The sequence below is a fragment of the Serratia sp. AR11 genome (assembly GCF_056376275.1).
On sequence record NZ_CM150739.1, the window covers coordinates 1588198 to 1614210 of the forward strand.

Annotated in this window: 23 protein-coding genes; 12 read left to right on the forward strand and 11 right to left on the reverse strand. The window is 55.4% G+C overall.

All coding sequences use genetic code 11. From position 1 onward, the window contains the following. Positions 1-2 precede the first annotated feature (2 nt). A complete protein-coding gene (locus tag ACSOSI_RS07625) occupies positions 3-839 on the reverse strand; it encodes a helix-turn-helix transcriptional regulator (RefSeq protein WP_375189383.1) in 837 nt (278 codons plus the stop codon). A 100-nt stretch (positions 840-939) separates the two neighbouring features. Between ACSOSI_RS07625 and ACSOSI_RS07630 the strand changes: the two genes are divergently transcribed. The 4 genes from ACSOSI_RS07630 (at position 940) to ACSOSI_RS07645 (ending at position 5962) form a co-directional block, all read left to right on the forward strand. Continuing rightward, positions 940-2361: an MFS transporter gene (locus tag ACSOSI_RS07630; protein WP_476706810.1), complete on the forward strand. Its 1422-nt coding sequence runs from the start codon at positions 940-942 to the stop codon at positions 2359-2361. Positions 2362-2424: 63 nt separating this feature from the next. Then, entirely contained in the window at positions 2425-3057 is a 633-nt protein-coding gene (locus ACSOSI_RS07635; RefSeq protein ID WP_476706811.1) for an FMN-binding negative transcriptional regulator, read from the forward strand. A 39-nt stretch (positions 3058-3096) separates the two neighbouring features. Beyond that, entirely contained in the window at positions 3097-4056 is a 960-nt protein-coding gene (ybiB, locus tag ACSOSI_RS07640; RefSeq protein WP_261098884.1) for a DNA-binding protein YbiB, read from the forward strand. A gap of 49 nt (positions 4057-4105) precedes the next feature. Next, complete coding sequence (locus ACSOSI_RS07645; RefSeq protein ID WP_375189385.1) at positions 4106-5962, forward strand: M3 family metallopeptidase; 1857 nt, start codon at positions 4106-4108, stop codon at positions 5960-5962. A 63-nt stretch (positions 5963-6025) separates the two neighbouring features. Here ACSOSI_RS07645 and ACSOSI_RS07650 read toward each other — a convergent pair whose 3' ends face one another. Further along, on the reverse strand, positions 6026-6664 hold the full coding sequence (locus ACSOSI_RS07650; RefSeq protein WP_261413114.1) for a flavin reductase family protein: 639 nt from the start codon (positions 6662-6664) through the stop codon (positions 6026-6028). A 120-nt stretch (positions 6665-6784) separates the two neighbouring features. Between ACSOSI_RS07650 and rlmF the strand changes: the two genes are divergently transcribed. From rlmF to ACSOSI_RS07680, 6 genes are all read left to right on the forward strand, one after another. After that, entirely contained in the window at positions 6785-7750 is a 966-nt protein-coding gene (gene rlmF / locus ACSOSI_RS07655; RefSeq protein ID WP_017892114.1) for a 23S rRNA (adenine(1618)-N(6))-methyltransferase RlmF, read from the forward strand. Between the two features lie 220 nt (positions 7751-7970). Then, complete coding sequence (locus ACSOSI_RS07660; RefSeq protein WP_476706812.1) at positions 7971-10979, forward strand: DUF4214 domain-containing protein; 3009 nt, start codon at positions 7971-7973, stop codon at positions 10977-10979. Positions 10980-11301: 322 nt separating this feature from the next. Then, on the forward strand, positions 11302-12606 hold the full coding sequence (locus tag ACSOSI_RS07665) for a methyl-accepting chemotaxis protein (RefSeq protein WP_012005905.1): 1305 nt from the start codon (positions 11302-11304) through the stop codon (positions 12604-12606). Between the two features lie 188 nt (positions 12607-12794). Further along, a complete protein-coding gene (locus ACSOSI_RS07670) occupies positions 12795-13358 on the forward strand; it encodes a TetR/AcrR family transcriptional regulator (protein WP_135344497.1) in 564 nt (187 codons plus the stop codon). A gap of 10 nt (positions 13359-13368) precedes the next feature. Continuing rightward, positions 13369-13998 (forward strand): GNAT family N-acetyltransferase, encoded by a 630-nt coding sequence (locus ACSOSI_RS07675; RefSeq protein ID WP_259188111.1) that lies wholly within the window; start codon positions 13369-13371, stop codon positions 13996-13998. Next, the gene (locus ACSOSI_RS07680) at positions 13995-15002 is read left to right on the forward strand and encodes an alpha/beta hydrolase family protein (RefSeq protein ID WP_476706813.1); all 1008 of its coding nucleotides are present in this window, start codon (positions 13995-13997) and stop codon (positions 15000-15002) included. Before ACSOSI_RS07675 ends, ACSOSI_RS07680 begins: the two co-directional genes overlap by 4 nt. A 6-nt stretch (positions 15003-15008) precedes the next feature. Here ACSOSI_RS07680 and ybiO read toward each other — a convergent pair whose 3' ends face one another. The 7 genes from ybiO to rhtA all read right to left on the reverse strand — a co-directional run bounded on the left by ybiO (position 15009) and on the right by rhtA (position 22471). Continuing rightward, the gene (ybiO, locus tag ACSOSI_RS07685; protein ID WP_476706814.1) at positions 15009-17222 is read right to left on the reverse strand and encodes a mechanosensitive channel protein; all 2214 of its coding nucleotides are present in this window, start codon (positions 17220-17222) and stop codon (positions 15009-15011) included. 154 nt (positions 17223-17376) lie between these two features. Continuing rightward, the gene (glnQ, locus tag ACSOSI_RS07690; RefSeq protein WP_012005910.1) at positions 17377-18099 is read right to left on the reverse strand and encodes a glutamine ABC transporter ATP-binding protein GlnQ; all 723 of its coding nucleotides are present in this window, start codon (positions 18097-18099) and stop codon (positions 17377-17379) included. Continuing rightward, a complete protein-coding gene (gene glnP / locus ACSOSI_RS07695) occupies positions 18096-18755 on the reverse strand; it encodes a glutamine ABC transporter permease GlnP (protein WP_012005911.1) in 660 nt (219 codons plus the stop codon). Before glnP ends, glnQ begins: the two co-directional genes overlap by 4 nt. A 105-nt stretch (positions 18756-18860) precedes the next feature. Further along, a complete protein-coding gene (gene glnH, locus ACSOSI_RS07700) occupies positions 18861-19604 on the reverse strand; it encodes a glutamine ABC transporter substrate-binding protein GlnH (RefSeq protein ID WP_012005912.1) in 744 nt (247 codons plus the stop codon). A 528-nt stretch (positions 19605-20132) separates the two neighbouring features. Next, positions 20133-20636, reverse strand: a complete 504-nt coding sequence (gene dps, locus ACSOSI_RS07705) for a DNA starvation/stationary phase protection protein Dps (protein WP_012005914.1) — start codon at positions 20634-20636, stop codon at positions 20133-20135. Between the two features lie 334 nt (positions 20637-20970). Continuing rightward, positions 20971-21438: an N-acetylneuraminate anomerase gene (gene nanQ / locus ACSOSI_RS07710; RefSeq protein WP_115182938.1), complete on the reverse strand. Its 468-nt coding sequence runs from the start codon at positions 21436-21438 to the stop codon at positions 20971-20973. Positions 21439-21583: 145 nt separating this feature from the next. Next, positions 21584-22471 carry a threonine/homoserine exporter RhtA gene (gene rhtA, locus ACSOSI_RS07715; RefSeq protein ID WP_012005916.1) on the reverse strand — a complete coding sequence of 296 codons (888 nt, stop codon included), beginning with the start codon at positions 22469-22471 and terminating at the stop codon, positions 21584-21586. Between the two features lie 398 nt (positions 22472-22869). Here rhtA and ompX point away from each other — a divergent pair, with 398 nt between their 5' ends. Next, complete coding sequence (gene ompX / locus ACSOSI_RS07720; protein ID WP_012005917.1) at positions 22870-23388, forward strand: outer membrane protein OmpX; 519 nt, start codon at positions 22870-22872, stop codon at positions 23386-23388. A 104-nt stretch (positions 23389-23492) separates the two neighbouring features. On the opposite strand, the gene ACSOSI_RS07725 is transcribed toward ompX, so the two are convergent. Beyond that, a complete protein-coding gene (locus ACSOSI_RS07725; RefSeq protein WP_017892119.1) occupies positions 23493-24476 on the reverse strand; it encodes a nitrilase family protein in 984 nt (327 codons plus the stop codon). A 94-nt stretch (positions 24477-24570) separates the two neighbouring features. On the opposite strand from ACSOSI_RS07725, the gene ACSOSI_RS07730 reads away from it, so the two are divergent. Continuing rightward, positions 24571-25446, forward strand: coding sequence for a LysR family transcriptional regulator (locus ACSOSI_RS07730; protein ID WP_375189388.1), 876 nt, complete (start codon positions 24571-24573; stop codon positions 25444-25446). Between the two features lie 9 nt (positions 25447-25455). Here ACSOSI_RS07730 and ACSOSI_RS07735 read toward each other — a convergent pair whose 3' ends face one another. After that, positions 25456-25986, reverse strand: a complete 531-nt coding sequence (locus tag ACSOSI_RS07735; RefSeq protein WP_261098878.1) for a GNAT family N-acetyltransferase — start codon at positions 25984-25986, stop codon at positions 25456-25458. Positions 25987-26013: the final 27 nt, after the last annotated feature.

Consider the following 26013-nt stretch of genomic DNA (forward strand, 5'->3'; position numbering starts at 1 on the left):
CCTTACTCCTGCAACAACGCCTCAAACGCCGCGCTGGCCGGGCATTGCGCCAGCGCGCTGTACATCACCAGTCGTAAATGATTTTCCTCATCGACAATGAACGAAGCATGTTCAAAAGTCACCTGGCCGACCTCCGGCACCTTGAAAGTACGCTGCCCCTGGCAACGACCGTGAATATCATGCTGCTGCCACAGTTGGCGGAACTGCGGCGAAACCTGCTCCAGTGCCTGCACCCGTTGCTGCATGACGGCGTCTTCCGGCGCGCGGGCGTAGTCGCGGCGAAAGCTGGCCAGAACCTGAGGCGCCTGTGCTTGCCATTCCACCAGGCGCTGGTTGAGTTGCGGATCGGCGAACAGCATCCACAGCATGTTGCGCTGCTCCGCCGGGCGATCGCCGATGGCGAACAGCAAATCCGCCGCCGGGTTCCAGGCGATGATGTCCCAGCTCAGGTTCATGACGTAAGCCGGCCGCAGTTGCAGGTCGTCCAGCAGGCGGCGCACCAGCGGCGAAACCTGACACCACTGATGACCGACCGGTACCGGCGGGCGTTGATGCGCCAGCAAAAACAGATGGTAGCGCCCGGTCGCGTCCAGCTTCAGCACCCGTGCCAGATTCTCCAGAAAATCCACCGAGGCATTGATTTCCCGCCCCTGTTCCAGCCAGGTATACCAGGTGAGACCCACGCCTGCCAGAGCGGCCACTTCTTCCCGTCGCAGCCCCGGAGTTCTGCGCCGGGTACCACTCGGCAGACCTACCGCCTGCGGCGATAATTTCTCGCGCTTTTGACGCAGAAAATCCGCCAGATCCTGGCGGGTGCGGTTGAGGGTACGCGGTGGCATAGTGGCTGTCCTGTTGCTGTTAGTAATAGTATAAATGGCTATATAGTAACAGTTTAAGACATGTTCCATACTGCCGCCATCCCAATCTCTGGAGGTCATTATGGAACAGTCATTAGCGGGAGACGATCGTCGTCTGTCGGGGTTGCCGGTGTTGTTGCTGGGCGGTTTTGTCACGGTGTTCGACCTGTTTGTGGTGAACGTGGCAGCGCCGGTGATCCAGCAACAATTCGCCGCTGATTTTGCCGGTCTGGGTCTGATTATTGCCGGTTATGAGTTGGCATTCGGTGTGTTACTTATTGCCGGCGGGCGGTTGGGCGATCGCTTTGGTCGTCGTCGCATGTTCAGTCTCGGCATGTTGGGCTTTACGTTAACGTCTGCGCTGTGTGGCTTGGCGACCTCTCTGAGCATGTTGATCGTAGCGCGCTTTTTGCAGGGGGCGACGGCGGCGCTGTTGTTCCCGCAGATCTATGTGTTGCTGCGCGTGTTGTATGGCCCGCAGCAGCGGCGGCGGGCCTTTGCCTGGCTGGGCATGACGCTGGGGCTGGCGGCGATTTTTGGTCAGATTTTCGGTGGCTTTATTATCGAAGCCGATATCTTCGGCAGCGGTTGGCGAATGATTTTTCTGATCAATCTGCCGGTGGGAGCGCTGGCCATGCTGGCGGCGCGGCGTATTCCCGAATCACGCCTCGAACAGGCGCAGCGGCTGGATGGCGTTGGCCTGCTGTTGGCGGCAACCGGGCTGTTGTTGCTGCTGGTTCCGCTGCTGGAAGGGCCGTCGCGTGGCTGGCCCTGGTGGGTGTTGCCTACGCTGGCGCTGGGCGTAGCGGTACTGTGGGCCTTTATCCGCTGGGAACGGCGGTTGGCGCAGCGTGCGGGGGACGCGGTACTGGATCCGGCATTGTTGCGGCAGGGGAGTTTTACCCCGGGCGTGGCAGTGGTGCTGGTGATTTACTCGACCGCCTCTTCGTTCTTTTTGTGTTTTGCCCTGCTGTTGCAGGCGGGCATTGGCCTGACGCCGTTTCAGGCCGGCAGCCTGTTTGCACCCGCCAGCGTGGCTTTTATGCTGGCTTCATTGCTGGCACCGACGCTGGTACAGCGCTGGGGCAATGGCGTGCTGGCGCTTGGCGTGGTGATTTACGCCACCGGGATGGCACTGCTGGTGGCGCAGGTGCTGTGGGGCGCGGCGCTGGTTCAGCCACTGTGGCTGTTGCCGGGGCTGGTTGTTCTGGGTTTTGGTCAGGCACTGAGTATGACACCGCTGCTTAACCTGGTGCTCGGACTGGCAAAAGAACAACAGGCGGGGATGGCGGCCGGGGTGATTTCCACCGTGCAACAGGTGGGTGGGGCGTTGGGGATTGCCGCCAGCGGCGCGTTTTTTGTTCCCTTGTTGGCGGGCGGCGCGGGCGCAGAGGGTTATGGGCGGGCGTTTGCCGGGGCCATGGTTTACAACCTGCTGGCGATGGCCGTTGCCCTGGGGCTGCTGAGGTGGATCATCCAACAACAGCGCAAAGTGGATCTTTAGTAAAGCTGTGGCGGGTGTTATTGCTATTCATCCACCCGATAACGTTGAAGGATGCCTGACGTCATGTACCAACCCGCCTCATTTCGCGATGACAGCCTGGAAAGTCAAATTGCTCTGGTACGTGCCCACCCGCTGGGCATGTTAATCAGCTACGGTGAACAGGGACTGGTAGCGGATCCGCTGCCGTTTTTGATTGACGCCGATGAGCAGGGCAATATTGTGTTGCGGGCGCACCTGTCCCGCATCAATCCCCATTGGTCCTTGCTACAGACCCTGCAGGAGTGCCTGGTAGTGTTTCAGGGGCGTGAGGGCTATGTCTCGCCGAGCTGGTATGAAACCAAGCGTCAGACCGGCAAGGCGGTACCGACCTGGAATTATAGCGTGGTGCAACTGCGCGGTGTACCGCGGGTAACGGAGGACGCGGGCTGGTTGCGACAACAGCTGGACGGGTTGACGGCGTTGCAGGAAGGCCGCCAGCCTGAACCCTGGCATATCGGCGATGCTCCGGCCAATTATATCGCTGCACAGATCCGGGGCATTGTCGGTATCGAGATCGCCGTGACTCACCGCGAAGGCAAATGGAAGATGAGCCAGAACCGCAACACCGAAGATGTCGAGGGGGTGATCGCCGCGCTGCGAGCCGGTGATGTTGACCAGCAGCAACTGGCAGATGAGGTTGAGCGGCGGCGTGGATAAGGTATGCTGGCTCCAGACTGAATCAGGGGAAAGCAGACCATGGATTACACCAAAATCATTAAAGAGATCGGCCGTGGCAAGAACCATGCGCGCGATCTGGATCGGGAAACCGCCTTTCAGCTCTATCAAAAGATGCTGGCCGATGAGGTTGGCGAATTGGAACTGGGCGGCATCCTGATTGCCATGCGGATTAAAGGCGAAGCCGAAGAGGAAATGCTCGGCTTTTATCAGGCGATGCAACAGCAGGTGATCCGCCTGCAGGCTCCGTCTGGGCGACCGATGCCGGTAGTGTTGCCGAGCTATAACGGCGCGCGCAAACAGGCGAACCTGACGCCGCTACTGGCGCTGTTGCTCAAACGCGTCGGTCTGCCGGTGGTGGTACATGGCGTGCTCGATGACAGCACCCGCGTCACCAGCGCCGAAACCTTCCAGGCGTTGGGTCTGCCCTGGTCGCAAGATGTTGCTCATGCGCAGCAGCGCCTGGATGCAGGTGAAGTCGTGTTTATCCCGGTTTCCACCTTGTCTGCCCCTCTGGAGCGTCAACTTGGCCTGCGCTGGCGCATGGGGGTGCGTAACAGCGCCCATACCCTGGCCAAACTGGCCACCCCGTTCGCCGAGCAGGATGTGCTGCGTATTGCCAGCGTGTCGCACCCGGAATACGTCGGCCGTGTGGCCTCGTTTTTCCGCCAAATCGGCGCTCGTGGGCTACTGATGCACGGTACCGAAGGCGAGGCCTATGCCAACCCGCAGCGATGCCCACAGATCCATTACATGGTTAACGGCGAGCAGCAGGTGCTGCTGGAACGACCGGCGCAGGATGAAATTCCCGAGCTGCCGGCGGCAAAAGATGCCGAGACCACCGCGCGTTGGACTGAACGTTGCCTGGCGGGTGAGGTGGCGATCCCGCTGGCGATCCAACGCCAGATTGCCTGCTGCCTGCTGGCCGCCGGTGAGGTTGATACCCTGGAACAGGGTTTGGAACGTTTACGCAGCGCGTAAATCCCTTGGCTATACTGGAACACTTCGCTATTCGGCTGAAAGGATGGTTATGCAACAGGCTCTCGATTACTTCAATCAATTGAATCAGGATTATCTTGAGGTTCACCGCACCAAAGAAGATCTGTTCTGGCACAACTATATGGGCACCGGTGGTGACGATGTTTCAGCACGTTTTTCGGCGGCGGAAAGCGCTTATAAACGCTTTATCGCCGAACCGCGTCGATTGGCGGAAATTCGTCAGTTGCTGGCTGGGCTGGAAGTTCTGCCGCAGGACGCACAGCGCGATGCGCTGCAACATGGGCTGAATGGTTGGCTGCGTTTCTTTGACTGTAACGCCATTGAAGATGCCGAGGCCCAGACGCTGCTGGATCAAATCATCAGTGCCGAGGCGGACTTGTATACCCGGCGCAAGGCCAACCCGGTTAGCCATCTGAATGCCGCCGGGCAGCGGGTGAACGCCTCGCTCGGTGAGTTGCTGACCAACCAGGCCACCAATGAAAATGAAGACTACCGCCGCAGTTCGCAGAATGCGCTGCGTGAGCTGGAACAGTGGCTATTGCACAACGGTTTGCCGGAGCTGATTAGCCTGCGTAACCGCTTTGCGCGCCAGATGGGGTTTCGCAACTATTTCGACTACAAGGTCAACAAGACCGAGCGCATGACGCCGGAGCAGTTGTTCACCATTCTGGATCGTTTTGAGCAGCAAACCCGTGAGGCCAATTCACGCAGTCTGCAGCAGTTGGCGGCGCAAAAGGGCGAGCAGGCGCTGCAACCCTGGAACGTGCGCTTCGCCAGCGCCGGTGACGTGACCCGACAACTGGATCCTTACTTCCCGTTTGCCCAGTCGCTTGAACGTTGGATCAACAGCTTCAAAAGGTTGCACATCGGTTTTCGTGGCGCGCAGATGGATCTCGATCTGTTGGTGCGTCAGGGCAAGTATGAAAACGGCTTTATGCACGGCCCGGTACCGCCGTTTATCCAGCAGGGGAAATGGCTGCCGGCGCGGATTAACTTCACCAGCCTGGCGCAGCCGGATCAGGTGGGCAGTGGCGCTCATGGGCTCAATACGCTGTTCCACGAGGGCGGCCATGCCGCGCACTTTGCCAATATCTGCCAGAACGCGCCCTGCTTCTCGCAGGAGTTCCCGCCGACCTCAATGGCCTATGCGGAAACCCAGTCGATGTTCTGTGACAGCCTGCTGGACGACGCCGATTGGCTGAAACGCTATGCGAAAAACGCCGCCGGTGAGCCGGTGCCGGATGCATTGATTGAGGCCAGTATTGCGGCACGCCAGCCGATGCGTGCGTTCAATGAACGTCATATTCTGCTGGTGCCTTACTTTGAATGGGCGCTGTATCAGTGGGATGAGCAACAGCTGACACCAGAGGCGATTACCGCACTGGCGCGCGAGGTTGAGCACAAAATTCTGGGCATTAGCGGTAGCCCGCGTCCGACGCTGGCGATCCCGCATTTGTTGTCGCTGGAGTCGGCCTGTTCCTATCAGGGGTATCTGCTGGCACTGATGGCGGTCGAACAGACGCGCCATTTCTTCCTGCAGCGTGACGGCTATCTTACCGATAACCCGGCGATTGGCCCGGATCTGGCGCACCACTACTGGCTACCGGGTAACGGTGTCAGCCATGATGAGACGCTACGCAGCCTGACCGGCGAAGGCTTTAACCCGGACTATCTGGCGCAGGCCTGTAACCAGACGGTGGCGCAGGCGTGGCAGGATGCTCAGCAGACCATCGCTGCTGCCGCTGCCCGGCCGCAACCGGCGGCGGACTTCGACCTGGCGGCGCATATCCGCGTGGTGGATGGCGAGCAGGTGCTGGCGGATAACGCCGAGGGCGATGAAAAGATGTGCCGTGACTTCGCCGCAGCGATTAACGCACGTCTGGCCTGAAACCGCTGAACAAGCCCGTCGCGTGTCTGCACCGGCGGGCCTTTTATCACCACCCGTGAGCGATCAGCGCTTTTGCGCATCCGGGCGGGTCATGTCGAAACGGTGCTGTTCGGAGATGCCATAGTAGGCGCTCGGCCCACCGGCACGCAGAATTGGTTCGGCGGCGGCAGTCTGATAGATGCCATGTTCGTCCAGCAGCGCCGGATCGATATGCACCGCCACCACTTCCCCCAACACCAGCCAGGTATCCACCTTGTCACCCGCGGCGCTTTGCAATTGAATGCACTGCGACAGGCGGCATTCAAAGTTAACCGGGCTTTCCGCTACGCGTTCGGCCTTCACCCGGCGGCTGGGCAGCGGTGTCACGCCGGCAAAGGCAAATTCATCTTCACCGCGCGCCAGGCTGGCGGAACTGTTATTCATGGCATTGGCCAGTGGACGCGTCGCCAGATTCCAGACAAATTCCCCGGTTTCGACGATGTTCGCCACGCTGTCTTTCCAGCCGCTGCTGGCGAAGCCGATGATCGGCGGACGATAATTGAAGCAATTAAAAAAACTGTAGGGTGCCAGGTTACGTTGGCCGGTGACGCTGACCGAGGAAATCCAGCCTATCGGGCGCGGGCCGACAATGGCATTCAACGGATCGTGCGGCAAACCATGGCCGGCGGCGGGTTCATAGTAATAACGGGACTCACTGCTCATAGGTGGCCTGAGATAGGGGAAACAGAGCTAATATTTTGACGTGTTTCCCGCCGCCTGCAAGTTTGTCTTCGCTTTATGGTATCTTACGCGCCAGAAATACCTTTAAGAGAGCCCGTCACGGTGGAAAAAAAGAAAAGCTTCCCGCAGCAGAAAAGCGGACTGCACCCGCGTAACCGTCATCGCTCACGCTATGACTTTCCGGCGCTGATCGCCAGCTGCCCGGCGTTGGAGCCGTTCGTCAAGCCGAACGCCTGGGGCGATATCTCGGTAGATTTTGCCGATCCGGCGGCGGTTAAAATGCTCAACCGTGCGTTGCTGCAACACTTCTATGGTATCGAGCACTGGGATATTCCCGCCGATTACCTGTGCCCGCCAATCCCGGGGCGCGCCGATTACCTGCACCATCTGGCCGATCTGCTGGCGACCAGCAACGACGGTGAGATCCCGCGTGGCAAAGGCGTGGCGATCCTTGACGTGGGGATTGGTGCCAACTGCATTTATCCGATCGTAGGCCTGCGCGAATACGGCTGGCGTTTTACCGGTTCAGAGATTGACCCGGTGTCGCTCAATTCGGCCAAAATGATCGTCGAAATGAACCCGACGCTAAGAAACAGCGTGCGCCTGCGCCTGCAAAAACAGCCGGAGTTTATCTTTAACGGCATCATCGGTGTGGCAGAGAAGTTTGACGCTACGCTGTGCAACCCGCCATTCCACGGCTCCGAGCAGGAAGCGCAGGCCAGCACCCGCCGCAAACTGCACAAGTTGGGCAAGGGCGAAGTGGCCGACAAGCCGGTACAGAACTTTGGCGGCAAGAATAACGAACTGTGGTGTGAAGGCGGCGAAGAAGCCTTCGTGCGTAAAATGGTCGAAGAAAGCGTCAGCAAGGCGCAGAACTGCCTGTGGTTCACTTCTTTGATATCCAAACACACCACCTTGCCGTCGATTTATCACGCGGCGAAGTTGGCCGGGGTGGCGGAAGTGCGCACTATCGAGATGGCGCAGGGGCAAAAGATCAGCCGCTTTGTCGCCTGGACTTTCCATGACGCCGAGCAACAGGCCGCCTGGGCGGCAGAACGCTGGCGCTAATTTCGGAGTTTGCACAGATTTTTGCCGGTATGGGAGGCAGCTCCCATACCGACTTTAGGCTTGACACCCTTTCTTGACATATCCCATTAAGGTTCCTTAACTGTAGCCATACCAATAATAGCTATCCCAGCAGTGTGCATCGTCTCTCTCCATGCAGTTGGAGACAGGTTGCGGCACTGATGTGCCGTATCTTTCATTCGACACATTAGTGGGAGTTATTATGATTCCTTTATCTACGCAACAAGAAGTCGGCGCTCTGATCATCGGGATTTTCGGACGTCTGCCGACGGTTTCTGAAATTGACTATTACGACAGTCAATTTGATATCAGCAGCCAGCCACCGGCTTACATGGCCAGTATTTTAATGAGTCAGCCTGATGCCGACTGGATGAACGGCCAGAGCGAATACGATATTCTCACCTCAGTCTACCTTTCGGTTTATAACGCCTACCCCGACCCGGATTATATCAACGAGCTGCTTATGCAGGGCCATTTCAATAGCGCGATCGCCAGTGTGGTCATCAGTCTTTTTAATTATCTGGGGGACGATCCGGCTATCCTCGCGCAGCGTGACGCATTGGATCAAAGGATTGCCGAGGGGCTATTCCCTTCTGTTGCCGATGATGCTGTCGGAGGGGCCGCTGATGCCATCGCCATGTTCTACCTACTGAAAGCCCCTTGGCTGACTGACGAAATCAATTCTTATGGCCGTCAGCTTAATCAGGGGGCCGACCTGGGCGTTCTGGCGCAGGAAAAAATAGAGACGTTGCCAATCAACAACCTTTCTGACGGCGACTTTATTTTGCAGTTGTTCGAACAGGGTTTTGAGCGCCCGCCAACGGCGTCTGAGCTGACCGATTATCAAAATCAACTGGCGGAAGGGGCGACGCGTGGCGATCTGCTGGTTGCCATGATTGAGCAATTACGTGGCGAAGTGGCACCGGAAGATCAGGTTGCGCAGCAGCATTTCAATGATGCCGGTTATCAATATCCGTCGGGGGAACTGCCTGCCCCGGTTTATTTGGAGCAAGTGGCAGCGCTGTTTCGCGCTATTCCTGAACGGAGTATTGATGCCGCGTCACTGGAAACCTGGAGCAAAACCCTGGCCTCCGGCACCCTGAGTTATCCGGAGTTGGTCGCTGCCCTGTTGGCAACCCCCGAGTTTCAGGGACAGATTGGTGATTTGCAGGGGGATGCTTTTATTCAACACGTGTATCAGGCCGTTCATGGCAGAGCCGCGGATGAGCAGCAACTGGCACATTATCGGACTTTGGGTGACGACAAGGGGGTGATTACGCAGGCGGTAGTTGAGGATCTGATGACTAACGACGTCACTGGCGGAGTGACTCAGAGTGAGCAATGGGCGTTTGCCCGTGAGATTGGCCAAAGCCTGGCCTATAAAACCACGGCTTCACTTGGCACTAGCGAAGAGGGTGGAAATGCTTACGGGACGGTAAACACCCATGTCGGACACTCGCTGAGCAACGCGGAAACTGCCGTACTGTTCCGGGTTTTCCTCAATGCAGATAAGGATGTCTCTGTGGATCTGAGCTATGCCTCCCAGCTTTCCTATTTGACTATCAATGGGGATGGGGCTGCGGCCATTCAGTTGCATCATAACCCGAACGTTAAATATGGCGTGGCGGTGACCGTAAATAACGCCAACGTCACTCTCGACGGTACCTACGGTAGCGATCAGGTACAGTTAACGGCGCTGGCCGATGTGGCTGCCGCCAGCGGGAATTTTAATCTCAATGAGGGCAATGACAGCCTGTTGTGGGCCGGGAACTCCACTGGAGGGGCAAACCATGTCGGTTGGGGGCTGAGAGCCGACGGCGGTGCGGGCATGGACATCTTGTCTGCTAACCTGATCGTCAAACTCACTTCTACACTCGATCTTTGGGGAATGCGTGTTAGCACGGTGAGCAGCAACGCTGCCAACTTCAGCCATTTTGAACAGCTCGATCTGGCTGGTTATATCGGCCAGGCTGAAGCGACTCTGAATAAGGTCAGTTGGAGTGGGATTAAGACAGAAAAACTGGCGACTGAAGCCCACGTTTTTGACTATGGCGTGCTAAATGGTCACGCGACGGTAGAGGGAACACGGGGTGGGTATGTTGTCCAGGATCGGGCTGCGAACGATCTGGGTAGCGGGGGACTGTTGCTTTCCGATCGGGCGGATAATGTCAAAGTGATTAACGCTAATGCGACTGCTGCACGGCTTGAAATCAGCAGCGTGGGCGATCAGGCGGACAGCCGCCTCGCAATCGATTTTCTGGCGAATGCCACTCACCGCGTCGATCTGTTATTTTCCGGCAGCGGAAACGTCGGGTCTTTGGCGCTGGATTCTCACGGCAGTGAAAATCCGCTGGAGCTGATTGCCATCAATGCCGCGGGTTGGGGCCGTAGCGCACTGACGTTGACCGGCAGCAATGACCAGGTGCATGACATTGTGCTTTCGGGGCGAGCGAGTTTTAACCTGACGCTGGAGGAGGGCTACCACAAGGTGGGGCTGATTGACGCTTCCGCCTTTGCCGGTAATGCGTTCACCCTGAATTCGGCCCATGGCGGCAGCGGAAACGGTACGCTGATCCAGATGCTGGATTTACTGCCGCTCAGCGGTGCCAGCCAGGCCAAATTGGATCCGTTATTGGCCGAATTGGGGCTGGTGGGTGAGCAACTGTTAGTCAAAGGTGGAGGGGGCAATGACCAGTTCAACATCAAGGGAGATACCACGCTAATCGCAGGTGCAGGGCAGAACAGCGTAACTCTGCAATCAAGCACGGCGGCTTCCGGCGTCACACTCAAGGGTTTTTCACTGCAGCAAGACAGCATTACTGACGTTTTGTCCGGAGTGCGCTTATCCCATGATGCCGGAGGTCGCTCATTAGCGGATTACGGCACCAGCGACGGCCAAAATATCGAAGCCCGGATTGGTGTGCTGGGGGATGAACAGATGGGCAGCGCCAGCCAACTGCTGGCGGCACTGCTGGATCTGGGCAGACCGGGGGCTCTCAGCGCTAAGGTGGGGGTGAGCAGCGTATTGGCCGATCAAAACAGCAGTTATATTATTGTCGACAATAACGACGATCACCGGCTGGATGCGGCTGACAGCGTGATCCTGCTGTTGGGCCAGGATCACCAGATGCTGCTCAGTGAGCTGCGCTATCTCCCACCGGAGGTTACTATCACCGCTACGGCTTCGACGGAGGAATTACTGGTCGCCTGAGTCTCGGCTGTCGTATTAATGTCCGCAGGCGCCGGTTATTTAACCGGCGCCAATAATACTTCGCGTTTTCCTTTCAATTTCTTCAACTTGCGTTATTCTCAATGCGGTTACCATAATAAAAATCCTGATTTAATTATTTATTCAAAAATTAATAGTTACTTTACTGAATTGATATATTTATCCCGGTTAGCGTTATCTGTCTGGAGAATTAGGCCTGCCTGTTTCTCTGGTTGATGCGCGCCTGCGTGTGGGCGCGGCGTGTGTAAAAATAAAATGAGAAGCCATTGTTCGCTAAATCATCTGCCAGAAGGATTTTTACCCTATGCTGTTACGATTCAGTCAGTTAAATACCCACAGTCGTGCGGAATTGAACGCGATAGAAAATGCCGTTGCCATGATTGTATTTAAACCCGACGGCACCGTGCTGCGAGCCAATGATTTATTTCTGCAAACTATGGGATTCCAGCGCCAGGAAGTCATCGGCCAACATCACCGTATTTTTTGTGACCCGCAATATGTTACGAGTACGGCATACCGTAAGCACTGGGAAATGTTAAATCATGGCAAGCCGATTACCGACAATATAAAGCGCATTCGCAAAGACGGTGAAGTTGTATGGCTGCAGGGTACCTATACACCGGTATTGAACAAGCAGGGGCGGGTGATGGAGATCGTCAAGATTGCCAGCGTGGTGACCGAACGTATTACCCAGGCACAGGAACATCAAAGTTTACTGGCAGCGTTAAATCGATCTATGGCGATGATCACTTTCAACGCACAGGGAAAGATCCTCGACGCTAATGACAATATGTTGAATCTGATGGGTTATCGGCTGGAGGAGGCGCGCGGACAGTCGCATGCGGTGCTCTGCCCGCCAGAATTTGCCGCCTCTGACGATTACCGTCAGCACTGGCAGCGTTTGGCACGCGGTGAGTTTATCACCGGGCGTTTTGAGCGGGTAAATCGTCGTGGGGAGCGAGTCTGGCTGGAGGCCAGTTATAACCCGATCCTCAACGAAGATGGGCGGCTGGTGAAAGTGGTGAAGATTGCCCAGGACATTACCCGGCTGATGATCCAGCAGCAGCACGAGGAAGAGATGGTACGCAACGCGCACCATCTTTCTTTGGATACCGACAGAACCGCGGCGCAGGGGGCGGTGATCGTGCAGCAGGCGGTGGCGGGCATGCAGCAGGTGGAAGCGGCCGCACGCGATACTTCCGCCGTGGTCAGCGAACTGGGCAAAGGGTCACAGCAAATTGGTGCCATGGTGGAGTCAATCCGTAAAATTGCTTCTCAAACCAATTTGCTGGCAATCAATGCTTCTATTGAGGCCGCGCACGCGGGGGAACACGGGCGCGGTTTTGCCGTGGTCGCCAACGAAGTGCGTACTCTGGCAGAACAGTCCCGCCAGGCGGCGACAGAAATCGAAAGGATTACCAAAGCGATTCAACAGGGCGTGGCGGCGGCGATTGCCGGAATGGCGGTTTGTGTGGAGCAAGCGGGCGGTGGCGTTGCCCTGACGCATGATGCCGGTGAGGTGATCAATCAGGTGAATGTGGGCATGCAGGACGTGGTGAAACTTATGCAGACTTTCACGTCGGTTAAACAAGAAGGTGCATTGCACTGATCGCCCCTGCGCTAGCCCTGGCAACGGGGTTAGCGCCTTTATCGCTTTACTATTCTCCTGATTGTTTATCTTTGGTTCAAACTCGCCGGTTTGACATTCTGTATGCTACAACTAAAAATGAACGAACGTTCGTTCACTTTTAGTTGTTTTGAACATCGCTAGCCACATTTCAACCGCGAGACAGAACCATGGGAAACCGAGAAAAAATTGTTGATGCCGCATTGCATAGCTTTACCCACAAGGGGTTTCACCAGACCAGTATGCGAGATATCGCACTGGCAGCGGGCGTCAGCGTGGGCAATCTTTACAATCATTTTGCTGGTAAGGATGATTTGATTGGTGAAATCGCGTTGCTGGAGAATGCGTTTTTCAGCGAGTTTGCCGCACAGTTGACCGCAGGGAAACATCGACCAAAGCAGGCGCTGTCCGACTTTTTCAACGCTTATCACGCTTTTGTGTCTTCACCGGACAGCGTGCAATTGTCGGCAGAGATTGTGGCGGAGGTTGCGCGTAATCCCACCCTGGCGGAGCGATTTGATGCCAACCAGCAGCAACTGATGGATGCACTGGTGCAGGTTATCGTTCTGGCGCAGCAGGCTGACGAGATTGCGGTAGCGTTGGATCCGCGCGAGCTTGCCCAACTGATTCTGGACGTGATTGAAGGCCAGGCCTGGCGGCAGGCGATTTTCCCTCGCAAGGCGTCGACGGTGGCCAATCACTTGCTGGAACAGTTGATTTTCACGCAAGGGTAATGGGGGCAAAATGCTTGATATACAACCTTACCGCGAATCCTGCCGATTACAGACGGCAGCGTTGATTTACTCTGCCTTCGATGACAAATTTCAACGCCAGTGCAGGCTGAGCGCACGTCAACAATGGCGGTTGTTTTACTGGCTGTGGAGCTGGAAACAGAGCACCAGTCAGGAACAGAGCTTTGTCGTTAGGCGAGCGGGTAAGGTAGTGGCAGCATTTGGGCTCAAGTCAGCGGGGCGACTGGGTAATTCTGCGTTAAGGGAACGCCCGTTGCCAATCCTGCGTTTGTGTCGCCGTTACGGCATGCTGAACTTTTGGCGCATGTACCTGCAAATCGTGACGTTACAGCATGATCCTGCTGGTGGTGAACTGTATCTCTCCTACCTGGCGGTGGATGAAAAGCAGCGGGGCAAAGGCGTGGGGAAAATGTTGATCCAATGGATAACGGAGTATGCGGCGGCACAGCGGCCTAACCGTTGGCTACGTTTGCACGTGAGCCAACAAAATACCGGCGCACGGCGGCTGTATCAACAATGTGGTTTCAACATCGGTCGGCGGGAGAGACATGCTTCGCTGTGGTTGCTGTTTCGCCAGGCAAACTGGCTGCTCATGGAGAAGCGCATCGGGGAAACACGATGAAAAAAATAGTCGTTTCTTTACTGGCACTGTTTGTGGTGGCGTTAGGCTGGGTTCTCAACGTCAATGACTATCAATATGTCACAGAACCGGTTCGGTTGGCCGCTGGTGGGAACTCACTTGCCGGTACGCTGGTGCTGCCGAAGAACATGCAGGGGAAGCCGGGGGTGATTGTCTTTGTTCATGGTGATGGCCCTGCCAATGCCAGCCGTGACGAAGCCTACTACAGTATTTGGGAAAGCATGGCTGAACAGGGCTATGCCGTTTTATCTTTTGATAAACCGGGTGTCGGCGGCTCTTCTGGCAATTGGTTGCACCAAACCATGAATGACCGGGCAAAAGAAACGGCGGACATTATTGACTGGGCCAGAAAAGACGGACGCTTTAACCCGCAATGTGTCGGGTTGTGGGGCGCAAGCCAGGCGGGTTGGGTGATGCCAGAAGTTGCACGACTGCGGCCCGATATCGTTTTTACGTTGGTGATGTCTCCGGCGATCAACTGGTTAACGCAAGGGCAATATAACACCCGAGCGGAAATGGAGGCTGCAGGTATTGATGAGCAACGAATTCAGGAACGCGAAGCACAGGGGAGGCGCGTGCTGTCCTTGTTAAAACAGCCGGACGGTTACACGCAGTACCGCAGAGAGTATGGTGTTGCGGCGGCCTTGAGTGCCGATCGCTGGCAGTTTATTCGAGCCAACATGGCCAGTGATGCCACTGCGGGGTTGAGCCATTACAAAACACCGGTACACCTGATGGTGGGGGGACGTGACATTAACGTTGACGCGAACGAAACTGAACGCGTTTACCGGCAAGTCATCTCCGCCGATCTGTTGACGGTGATGCGCATCGAGCAGGCTGACCACGCCATGGTCAAACCGCTGTTTGTCCGTTACCCGTCGTTGATCAATATTGTCGGCCTGTTTGCGCCGCGATCGATACAGTATGACGCTTACCTGCAGGATGTGGTGGCGTTTCTTGCCGCCCACCCCTGCACGCCGCGGTGATGATTGTCAGGACGTTTCCGGCGGCGTTCCCGCGTTCGGAGCATAAGAAAGCTGCATGGCCTGTTGTGGCATGGCGATATCGGCCTGGTCAAAATGCATTTTTACCAGGCGATCGAGCGCGTACTGCACCACCCACTGTTTCAACGCCTGGGTGCGAACGGTGACCCGGGTGGTGAAGGAACGGTCACCCAGCGCGACCACGCCGTTGAATACCGGTTCGCCGACCAGAAAATGTTTCACCTGATCGTCTTGTTTCAATGCATCAACGGCCTGATGCAGCACTTGATGGACATGATCGATGTCTTCGTCGCGGCTAACGCTGTAATTGGCTCGGTAGACGCCAAATTCGCGGGCATAGTTGGCCAGCGTGGTGATCGAAGAAAAGGGAACGATGTGATACACGCCGTAGTCGTCCCGCAGACCGATTGAACGGATAGTCATGCGCTCCACCGTGCCGGTAATACCGCTGACGGTGACATATTCGCCGGTATTCATGCCGTTTTCGAATTGGATGAATACGCCGGTAATCACATCTTTCACCAGCGTTTGCGCCCCAAAGCTGATAGCCAGCCCCAGTGCTCCGGCACCGGCCAGCAGGGGCGCAATGTTAATCCCCACCTGTGACAGCACAATCATGATGGTAATGGTGCTGATCACTATCGCCAGTACGTTGCGAAACAGCGTCAATAAGGTACGTTCACGCGCGCTCGGGCGAATACCGTTGCTCAGTTCCAATGCCAGGCGGTGTTCGATAATACTGGCCATCAGCGTCCAGCTGAACACGGCAATCACCACAATCAGCAGGATATGCACCAGCCCGCCAATGATTTTTTCGCCGTTTTCGCTGCCGGCCCACTGGTACAAATTGATCAGATGCCAGGCATCAAACAACAGCAGCGTCACCGCCAACACCACTATCACCCGCAGTATTTTCAACCCATTGGGAATATAGGAGTTAATGCGTCGTTCCAGCATCGGGTAGCGTCGGTTGACGTCATCCGGCAGTGAGATACGTCGGAAAATCCAACGGGTCAGCATGCCGGAAAGCAGGGCGCCGAGGCCAACAACTACCAGGCTTTTCACCGTCGCGGTCATCATAAAGCGCAGGCTGTTGCCGATATCAAACTGCGACAGCGCAAATAACACCAGGAAATAGGCGATCGCCAGCAGGTGCCAGACGTGGCCCAGACCGCGCAAAATAATGCTGAAAAATGCCATGGATCGCTCGGCCAGCAGGTTGATTTGCCGTTGTATCGGTTTGCGGTTACGCAGGATCAGTGCCACCGCATACAGCGTCAGGGCCAGCATGATAATCAGATTGGCGGCCGCCGCAGCCGGATAGCTGATTTGCGTCGCCACTACCGGCACCACCACCATCAGACCGTAGCCAATCAGGCCGCTCAGCCAGGCGAGACGCTGGTTCCAGTAGTGGGCGCTGGCATCGCTAAACGGGAAGGGGCGCAGATAATCGAAGTTGGGCGAGAAAATCAACCGCAGTATCGCCTTGAAGAATTCGATAACCGCAAAGGCGCTAAGAAACAGGGTTTGCAAGCGCAGGATGGTCGCGCTGTCGGCATTAACATGGCGCGCAAACAGGTTGCCCGCCGCCAGCGCCAGCAGCAATACCAGCAGATCGACGGCGAAAGCGCCGAGGATGGCCGTCGGCAATTTATACCACGGCCCCTGCTGCAATTTGGCGTTATGTCCCCAACTGCCCATGCGTTTGTACAGCGGGTGGACCAGCCGACGGATCAGATGGAAGATGGCGAAGGTCACCGCGACCGTCAGCAGAAAGTAGCCCAGGGCGCGGAAAAAACTGTCGGGATTAAAACTGCGTTTTGGCCCCGAGTCGATCAGCTTTTGCAGCGAGTTCAGCCTTTGGTTAACGCTGCTGATGCCCCCTTGTGCCAGATTGCTCAGATTGTCGCTCAGCGACTCTGGTGTTTCTGACGCTTCTGTTTTCGGCGGGCCGTTGGCAGATTGATCTGCTGCCTGTCTGAGGTGGCCGATCAGCGCGGCGCGGGCCTTATCGTCTTGCAGAATATCCGCCAGTGCGGCGTAAGAGGCTTTTTGCTGTTGGCTTTGGTCAACGGGGGCGGTTTTCTGCGCGGATTGCGCCATCGCCAATGGGGAAACTGTGCAGGCTATCAGCAGCAGTAACAGGGGAAACCAGCGTTCTCGCAGATGAGAACCTAATCGGGAGTATGCGGTTGCGGGCATTTATCCTCTCTTGGGGCTCTGTAAATCGGCGGATTAAAGACAAATGTTAATAAAAACAAGCAATATAGTAGGAAATGATACGAGGCGGGGAGTGGGAACGCGTGCTAAATAGAAACGGCGAGCGCTGAGTGCGCCCGCCGTTGAACAGGATAAATCAGGAAACGTGCTGCAGGAACTCTTTCAAACGCGGGCTTGGCGGGTTGTTGATCAACTCGTGAGGGTTGCCGTCTTCCGCAATCCGTCCCTTATCAATAAAGATCAGCCGTGACGCCACTTTTTCGGCAAAGCCGACTTCGTGGGTGACGATCACCATGGTCATGCCTTCTTCCGCCAGATCCTGCATCACCTTCAGCACTTCATGGCGCAGTTCCGGATCAAGCGCAGAGGTTGGCTCATCGAACAGCATCATTTTCGGCTTCACCGCCAGCGCACGGGCGATAGCCACGCGCTGTTGCTGGCCACCGGAAAGCTCTGAAGGATAGTGGTGCGCACGTTCAGCCAGGCCAACTTTGGCCAGCAGGTCGCGTGCCAGCTTTTCCGCATCCGACTTTTTCAGTCCGCGCACGCGGATAGGGCCAAAGGCGACGTTTTCCAACGCGGTCAGGTGTGGGAACAGGTAAAACTGTTGGAACACCATGCCGGCTTCCTGACGGATCAACCGATCGTCAACCTTGGGATCGTTAGCTTTCAGCCCGTCGACGATCAGATCGCCGCTGGTGATCTCTTCGAGCTTGTTGATGCAACGCAGCAGCGTAGATTTACCGGAGCCGGAAGGCCCGATAATCACCACAACTTCACCCTGGTTAATCTTCAGATCGATGTTGTGCAGCACCTGGGTTTGCCCAAAATGCTTGGAGACGTTTTTAAATTCAATCACAGGATTTTCATCCTTCTTTCCAGACGACGCAGAACGAAGCTCAGCACCAGGGTAATAATCAGATAAATAACCGCCACGGCGCTCCAGATTTCCAGCGCGCGGAAGTTACCGGCAATAATCTCCTGCCCCTGACGGGTCAGTTCCGCCACGCCGATCACGATAAACAGCGAGGTGTCCTTAATGCTGATGATCCACTGGTTACCCAGCGGTGGCAGCATGCGGCGCAGCGCCAGCGGCATAATGACATAACGGATGGTTTCACGGCGTGACAGGCCTAATGCCAGGCCGGCCTCGCGGAAGCCGCTATGAATCGACAGCACGGCACCACGGGTAATTTCCGCAATATAGGCCCCGGAGTTGATCATGATGGTGACCACCGCCGCGCTGAAAGGATCGATGCGTAAATCGCTGAACGCCATCGGCAGGGCGAAGTAGATAAACATCACCTGCACCACGATTGGCGTACCGCGAATAACTTCGATGAATACCAGAGCCACGTGGTTGGCAATCCAACCGCCGTAGGTACGGGCAAAGCCGGCAACCAGGCCGATGATCAGGCCGCCAATCAGACCGAGGACCGAAATCCACAGGGTCATTTTGGCGCCTTCTAACAGGATGGGGATGGCGGGCCAGATGGCGCTCCAGTCGAACTGCATGGTGTTTTCTCCCGGTGATCCCAAACGTGGGAATCAGATGCAACAAAGCGCAGGGGCTAAGACACCACCCCTGTGCTCAAGTGAATCAGTGACTGACTTCATCCGTTATTTAGGTTCGGTACCGAACCATTTTTTGTAGATTTCGTTGTAGGTGCCGTTGTCGCGCAGCGTTTTCAGCGCGCCATTGACCTTCACGCGCAGCTCGTCACTGCCTTTCGGGAAGGCGATGCCGTATTGCTGAGCTTCCAGTGATTCACCCACGGTTTTGAACTTGCCGGCGCCGGCAGTTTTGATGAAGTACAGGATGTTTGGCGTGTCGTGCAGTACCGCATCTGCACGCTTGGTGCCCAGTTCCATATAGGCGTTATCGATGTTCGGGAACTGACGCAGGTCTTTGGTTTTGATGTGTTGTTTGGCGTAATCAACGGAACCGGTGCCGCTCTTCACCGCCACCACTTTACCGTTCAGATCGTCAATGCCCTTGATGTTGTTGTCGTTGGCATTAACCATCACCAGCAGGCCGCTTTTGTAGTAGCCGTCGGAGAATTCGATGGCTTTTTTACGTTCTTCAGTAATGGTGATACCGGCCAGCGCCAGATCGATGTTTTTGGTTTGCAGTGCCGGGATGATGCCGCTGAAATCCATTGGTTTCAGGGTGTAATCCAGTTTCAGTTCTTTGGCGATAGCGGCCCACAGGTCGATATCGAAGCCGACATATTTGTCGCCTTGCTTGAACTCAAAAGGAACGAATGCGGTATCGGTAGCGACGACCAGTTTATCTGCTGCGTGGGAGCTAACGGCAAAGGCCAGCGAAAGGGCGGCCAGGGAGACTTTAAAAATTGACTTCATGAGAGGAATTTCCTGTACAGGTTGCGGATTACCCATTTTTTATATTGCAGTTGGTGCCATGAAAGAATCGTGCCATCTTTTCAACTACTATAAAAACAAAGAGTTATGCTGTGATGTTGTGTTTGAAGATCGAATTATTATTTTCATGCACCAAATTGAGGCCCCAAAATGGTGCCCTGGGTTGCCTGTTGGTGCATTGGCCTATCATTAACCAAATAACGGGGCTGAAACAACCGATAGTTAACAGTTTCGCTTCAATACTGATAACTAACTCTAACTTTTGTGCCGCAAGGCTGTTGCATCTGGTGCAGGAGTGTTCACTGAAAGGGCTTTGGGGTGGTACGTTGTTAACGCAGCTGGCTGTCTTTGCTGCCGCGGCGGTTATATAAGCTGCCCATCGCCTGTTTTATCTACTATGGGCGGTTTTTTGAGCAATTCAAGCCACGTGAAAAGAAAAACAGGCCGGGGTGAAAGCCCGCAGCCTGCTGAGTCCCGCGATGCGGGCCGTTTTGATTGGTACTATCGGGTTTATTCGATGTTGGACTCGATAAACCACAGGAACTTGTCCAGATCGCGGGATGCGGCAGTGAACATATCCGCGGTATCTTCATCCGCCACTTCAGTAATGGCCTTGCGAATGTCATTGGCCACGGCACCGTAACGATCGGCCAGCGCTTTCAGATGTTCCTGCACGCTGTGGATATTGGTCGGATAGCTTTTCAATGGGGTCTTATCGTTCACAACCTGCACGGTGCCCAAGGCGACGCCGCCCAACTGTACGATGCGTTCAGCAAAAGTATCCTGATGATCGATGATGGCCGTACGGAACCCGTCCAGCATTTCATGAACGGCAATAAAGTTGGCGCCGCGCATGTTCCAGTGGGCCTGTTTGGTGATCAACGACAGATCGATAAACTGGATAACCTGGCGGTTCAGCGCCTTGATGGCGTCCAGCTTGGTTTTTTCGTCCATGTCATTGCGAGTGTAAAGCAGCTCAGAAGATTTCGTTTTAACCAGTTTAGCGGTACTCATATCAGATCTCCTCTTGTTGTGGCGTAGTCCTATTTTTGTACGGGATTAATTATAGCAATGATATGAATTTTTTCAGGCCGAAAATGGCTATTGGATAAATAGGGAATAACGAGTTGAAAATGAAAAATAATAATGGTGGGTTAACAGGTATAAAATTGTGTTGTATATAATATATTGATTTAAGTTGATTTTATTGTTTTACCAACTGTTTTCGGGTGTAATAATTTATAAATGTGATTTATTACTTTGTTCACTTTTATTTTATTCGGATGAATCTGTTTTTTAAATTTAAATTCCAGTGTTGCAGCTCTCAATAGAGTGACGAGAGAGCCGGTCACAGCAACAGGGTGTAATGCATCTTGACCACCGCTTTTTTGATCGGCATCGGCGCATTCAACTGGCATCCGACCTGATGCGGTTCATGAGGGAAAAAGATGGCGTACATGCCCGGAAACATCGTCAGCGTCTGGCGATGACGGATGATGTCCAACAGTTGCAGATCCTGAGCTTCGTCATAGGGCAATTCGCTTTGCCAGTCCCCCAGCATGCCGTAATCAATACGTTCCTCACCGCTGATTAACAGATGTATTTCGGCATATTCCTGATGCAGCACTGCACGTCGCGTTTCTGCCAACCCGGTGGTTAGCGTCATCACTTCCATAAAAATTTTTTCACCGTCAATCTCATGCCGACCCAGTGCCAGCTCAGGCAGATCGTATTGACGAAGGGCGGTGAGGGTTTCATTCAGTATCGGTGACAGCCCACGGCCATAGCGTGGGTTAAACAGAGTGTTATAAATCACTTTAATTCTCCATGTGTTGAACCCTGTCGGGTTCGTTTCCATAAAAACGTGGGGATATTGCGCGGAAAAGTATGCCTGTTTGCCATTGTGAAAACAGTTAACCCGCCTGCATTCCGCTTTTGGCAAATGCAGGCGTAGCCGATCCTCAGGACAGCTTTTCGATTTGCGGTTTTGGCTTGATGGTTAGGGTGGCGCCCATCGAGGCCGCGATGATCGCTGCCAGTGCCAGCCATTGTACCGTTGTCAGGTGCTCATTAAGGAATAACATGCCGGAAAGGGCTGCCAGTGCAGGCTCCAGGCTCATCAGGGTGCCGAAGGTGCGAGCCGGAATTTTCGGCAATGCAATAATTTCCAGGGAATAGGGTAGCGCCGTAGACAAAATGGCTACAGCTAATGCAATGGGCAGGATGTCGACATTCAGCAACGCGCTGCCGGTTTGCCAGGCACCTATCGGGCAGAACACCACGGCGGCGATCAGGGAACCTACTGCCACGGTGCCGGGGCCATGGTCGCCACCTGCTTTTTGGCCGCAGATAATATAGACCGCCCAACAGGCACCGGCACCCAACGCACAGGCCGCTCCAATGGGATCGATACTGCCCATGTCATGACCCAGCGGTAACAGGAACCATAATCCGGCAATCGCCAATGCGACCCATAGAAAGTCGATCGGACGGCGTGACGAGAACATGGCGACCGCCAGCGGCCCGGTGAACTCCAGGGCGACAGCGATGCCAAGCGGCAGGGTGCGCAAAGAAAGATAGAACAGATAATTCATCGCACCCAGCGTCAGGCCGTAGATAAACAGTGGCAGACGGCTGCCGGCGGCGAAACGCATGCGCCATGGGCGGAAGATAATGAACAGGATCAGCGTGCCGATACTCAGGCGCAGCGTGGTGATGCCTTCAGCGCCGACCAGCGGGAAAAGGCTTTTAGCCAGTGAGGCACCGGTCTGAATCGACACCATGGCAATAATTAATAAACAGACAGGCACCAGCGTGGAAGACGCTTTAGCGGTTGCAGACGAGGACATCCTTAAGAGCCTTTTATGGGTTTCCCACTACCAGGGAAGACCGTCGATATTCGGATGATGGCAGTGTAAATGAAATGAGGTAAATGTGTCTGAGAAAAGCGTTCGCAACGGAGAAAAGCGCCAGATTTAGGACGGCCGACTAGGTTTTATGCTCAAAAAGTGCGCTTTTTTTAAGAATCATCTGGATTTTAAATAGGTGATTATTGTCACAGAAACGCGTAGAATACGGCTCGAAAATAGAGCGAAAAGAAGAAGATACACTGTTCTTGAAATCTAATGTTACACGATATAAAGCATTAGACACTCATTTTAAGGCAGAGTTTCACGCTAATTTTTGTTATATTTTCAATGCATGAACAAATGGATTTACTTAAAAATATAACGCGTTTGAGGTGGTTATGAAAAAAATTGCATGTCTTTCCGCAGTAGCAGCCTGTGTATTAGCAGTAACCGCAGGTACCGCATTCGCTGGCCAGAGCACCGTATCCGCAGGCTATGCGCAGGGTGATCTCCAAGGCGTTGCCAACAAAGCCGACGGTTTCAACCTGAAGTACCGTTACGAGTTCGACAACAACCCACTGGGTGTGATCGGTTCCTTTACCCACGTGGAAAAGAACGGTTCTGAGAACGGTTACTACGGTAAAGCTCAGTACAACTCTATCACTGCTGGTCCAGCTTACCGCTTCAACGACTGGGCAAGCATCTACGGTGTAGTTGGTGTTGGCTACGGCAAAAACATCGACAACGCCCAAAACGGTTCTGACCGTAACGGCAGCAGCGACTACGGCTTCACCTACGGTGCTGGCCTGCAGTTCAACCCAATCCAGGACGTAGCTCTGGACGTGGGTTACGAGCAGAGCCGTATCCGCAGCGTTGACGTTGGCATCTGGAGCGTTGGCGTAGGCTACCGTTTCTAAGATTTCTCCACGCCTACGGGTGTGAGCGTGTGGCGCAATTGGCCGCATCAGATAAAAATCCGCCCTCGGGCGGATTTTTTTTGCCTGTCATTCGGCGCGGGTGGCTACTTACCCAGTTTCTGTGCCGGCTCTGACGAAAAGCGTGCGCTGCGGGCATCTCGCTCATAGCCCTGTGGCTGGGTGAGAATACCGTACAGCGCGGGCCGACGGCCGTGGATCCAGCGGCGTCCGGTACTGAGCGGGATCAGCGACAGATCCAGTTCCGCCGTGACCATCTGATTTTCCGCCGCCCAGGTTTCCGCCAAAATACGGCCATAGGGGTCGAGGATCATCGCATTGCCGGTGCGGACCTCGTCGTCATCGCGGCCCACACCATTGCTGAACAGAACAAAAAGGCCATTGTCATGAGCGCGAGCCGGTAACCAGCGCAACAGCCAGCCGCGGCCATGTTCGCCACGAAATGCTGCCTCTATCGCCGCCGGATTTGTCTGCCGCTGCTGCCAGACTTCCAACGGTATTGGCTTCATACCATGCGGGCTACGGGAATGGGTGCCGCCCGTTTGATGCGGAGCCAGCAGGACTTCAGCCCCCAGCAAAGCGGTCGCACGTACATTCTCTACCAGGTTATTGTCCCAGCAGATCAACACTCCCATCCGAACCCCCCATGGGGTGTCAAACACGGTGAAGCTGTCGCCGCTGGCTATCGCCGGGTGCTCAAAGGCGTGCAATTTTCGGTGTACGTGAAGCTTGCCGTCGGGCAGGCAAACCGCGTAGGCATTGTAATATTTGCCGTCTTCACCCTGTTCGATGAGCCCAACACCGATCGCCATGTTGTAGCGCTCCGCCAGTGGACGAATACGCGCCAGCGAAGGGCTGGTGGCAATGGGTTCGGCCAGCGCGCCAATTTCGCCGGCGCTGAGGTGTCGCACGTGCCAATAGCCGGTAATGCACATCTCCGGGAAGGTCAGCAGCTGGATTTGTTCGGCGGCGGCGCGAGTGATAAAGCCCTCGATCACCGACAGGTTGTAATTTTTATCGTTGGCGCGATGCTGGAACTGCACCGTCGCGGCACGCAGAGAGTTTGTCATAAGGTTACCTTTGGCCATTTGTCTGGCATTGATTACAGCAAAGCTATTGATTACTGTATAATCAATTAAATTCTTAATTTGATAACCAAACGGAATGGATATTCGACAACTGCGCGCCTTTGTGGTGCTGGCCGAACAGGGCAATTATCACCTGGCGGCAGAACGGCTGTGTATCACCCAGCCGGCACTGAGCAAACAGATCCAGGCGCTGGAAGCGCTGCTGGGCGCCCGGTTGTTTAACCGTGGTCGCCAGGGGGCACAGCTCACCGCCAGCGGACAGCGACTCTACCCCGAGGCACAGGCGCTGGTGGGGCAGCATTTACAGTTTCAACAGCGTGCTTTGAGGATCGTGCAAGGCGAGGCGGGGCGGTTGGCAATTGGATTCGGGCTGTCCAGTTTTCACCTGGCACCGCAACTGGTTGCCGCCTTCCGCCAGCGTTTTCCCGAGGTTGCCGTGGGGCTGGAGGATTTGCCTTCGGAGCGGCAGTATCAGTTGTTATTGCAAGGAGAGCTGCAGGTGGGGTTCGTGCGGTTGCCGGTCAGCAAACCGCTGCGGGCCAGCGCGCTGCTGAGCGATCGGTTGGTGCTGGCGGCACCCGCAGCGTTGGCGCTAAAGGCGGAGGCGATCATCGGGCAATTCAACACCCTGCCGCTGCTGCAGCTGACGCCAAAACGCGGACGCGGCCTGAGTGAACAGTCGCTACGTTTTATTGCCGCCCATCAACTGGTGCCGAATGTGGTGCAACAGGCGGGGGATATCCAGACGCTGTTGGCGTTGGTTGCCGCCGGCATTGGCGTTGCCCTGTTGCCGCACAGCGTCAGCCATATTATTCCGGCGGGTATCGATATTCTGCCGCTCAGCGGTGAACAGACCGAGTGGCAGGTCGGCATTGCCTGGAACCCGCAGCAGGCTGATGCGCTGCGGGATAATTTTATCCAGGTTGCGTTGGCCGCGGCGTCGGTAAGTTAACCGCCCGGTTTACAACGGGCAGTGCATTACCAGTATCGGGTTCTGATGGTATTCGCTGCGGTGGCTTTCGCTAAAACCGACCTTCTTCGCCAACGCCACTGAAGGCTGGTTTTCCGGTGAAATAATACAGACCGCCTTATCGCCCGGTAAATGCTCTTTTCCCCAGGCCAGGGCCGCACGCAACGCTTCGGTGGCATAGCCTTTGCCCTGCGCCGATGTCACTAATGTCCAGCCCATTTCCGGGGCGTCGAGCGCCGGGGTGATCTGCCGCTGGAAGTCAGAAAAGCCGATGCCACCGAGGTAAGCGCCGCTGACTTTATCGCGCACCGCCCAGTACCCATAACCTAATAGCGCCCAGTGCCCCACGTAACGCATCAGTCGGCCCCAGGAGTCTTCCCGATCTCTCGGCGTGCCGCCGATATAGCGCACCACTTCAGGATCGGCCCACATGGCGGCCAATGAGTCAAAGTCGTCCAGCGTATGGGCATCCAGGCGTAAACGTTCGGTAAGCAACTGCGGGGCGGTGGTGATAAGGGGCATTATTTTTTTCCTGCACAGAGCCAAAAG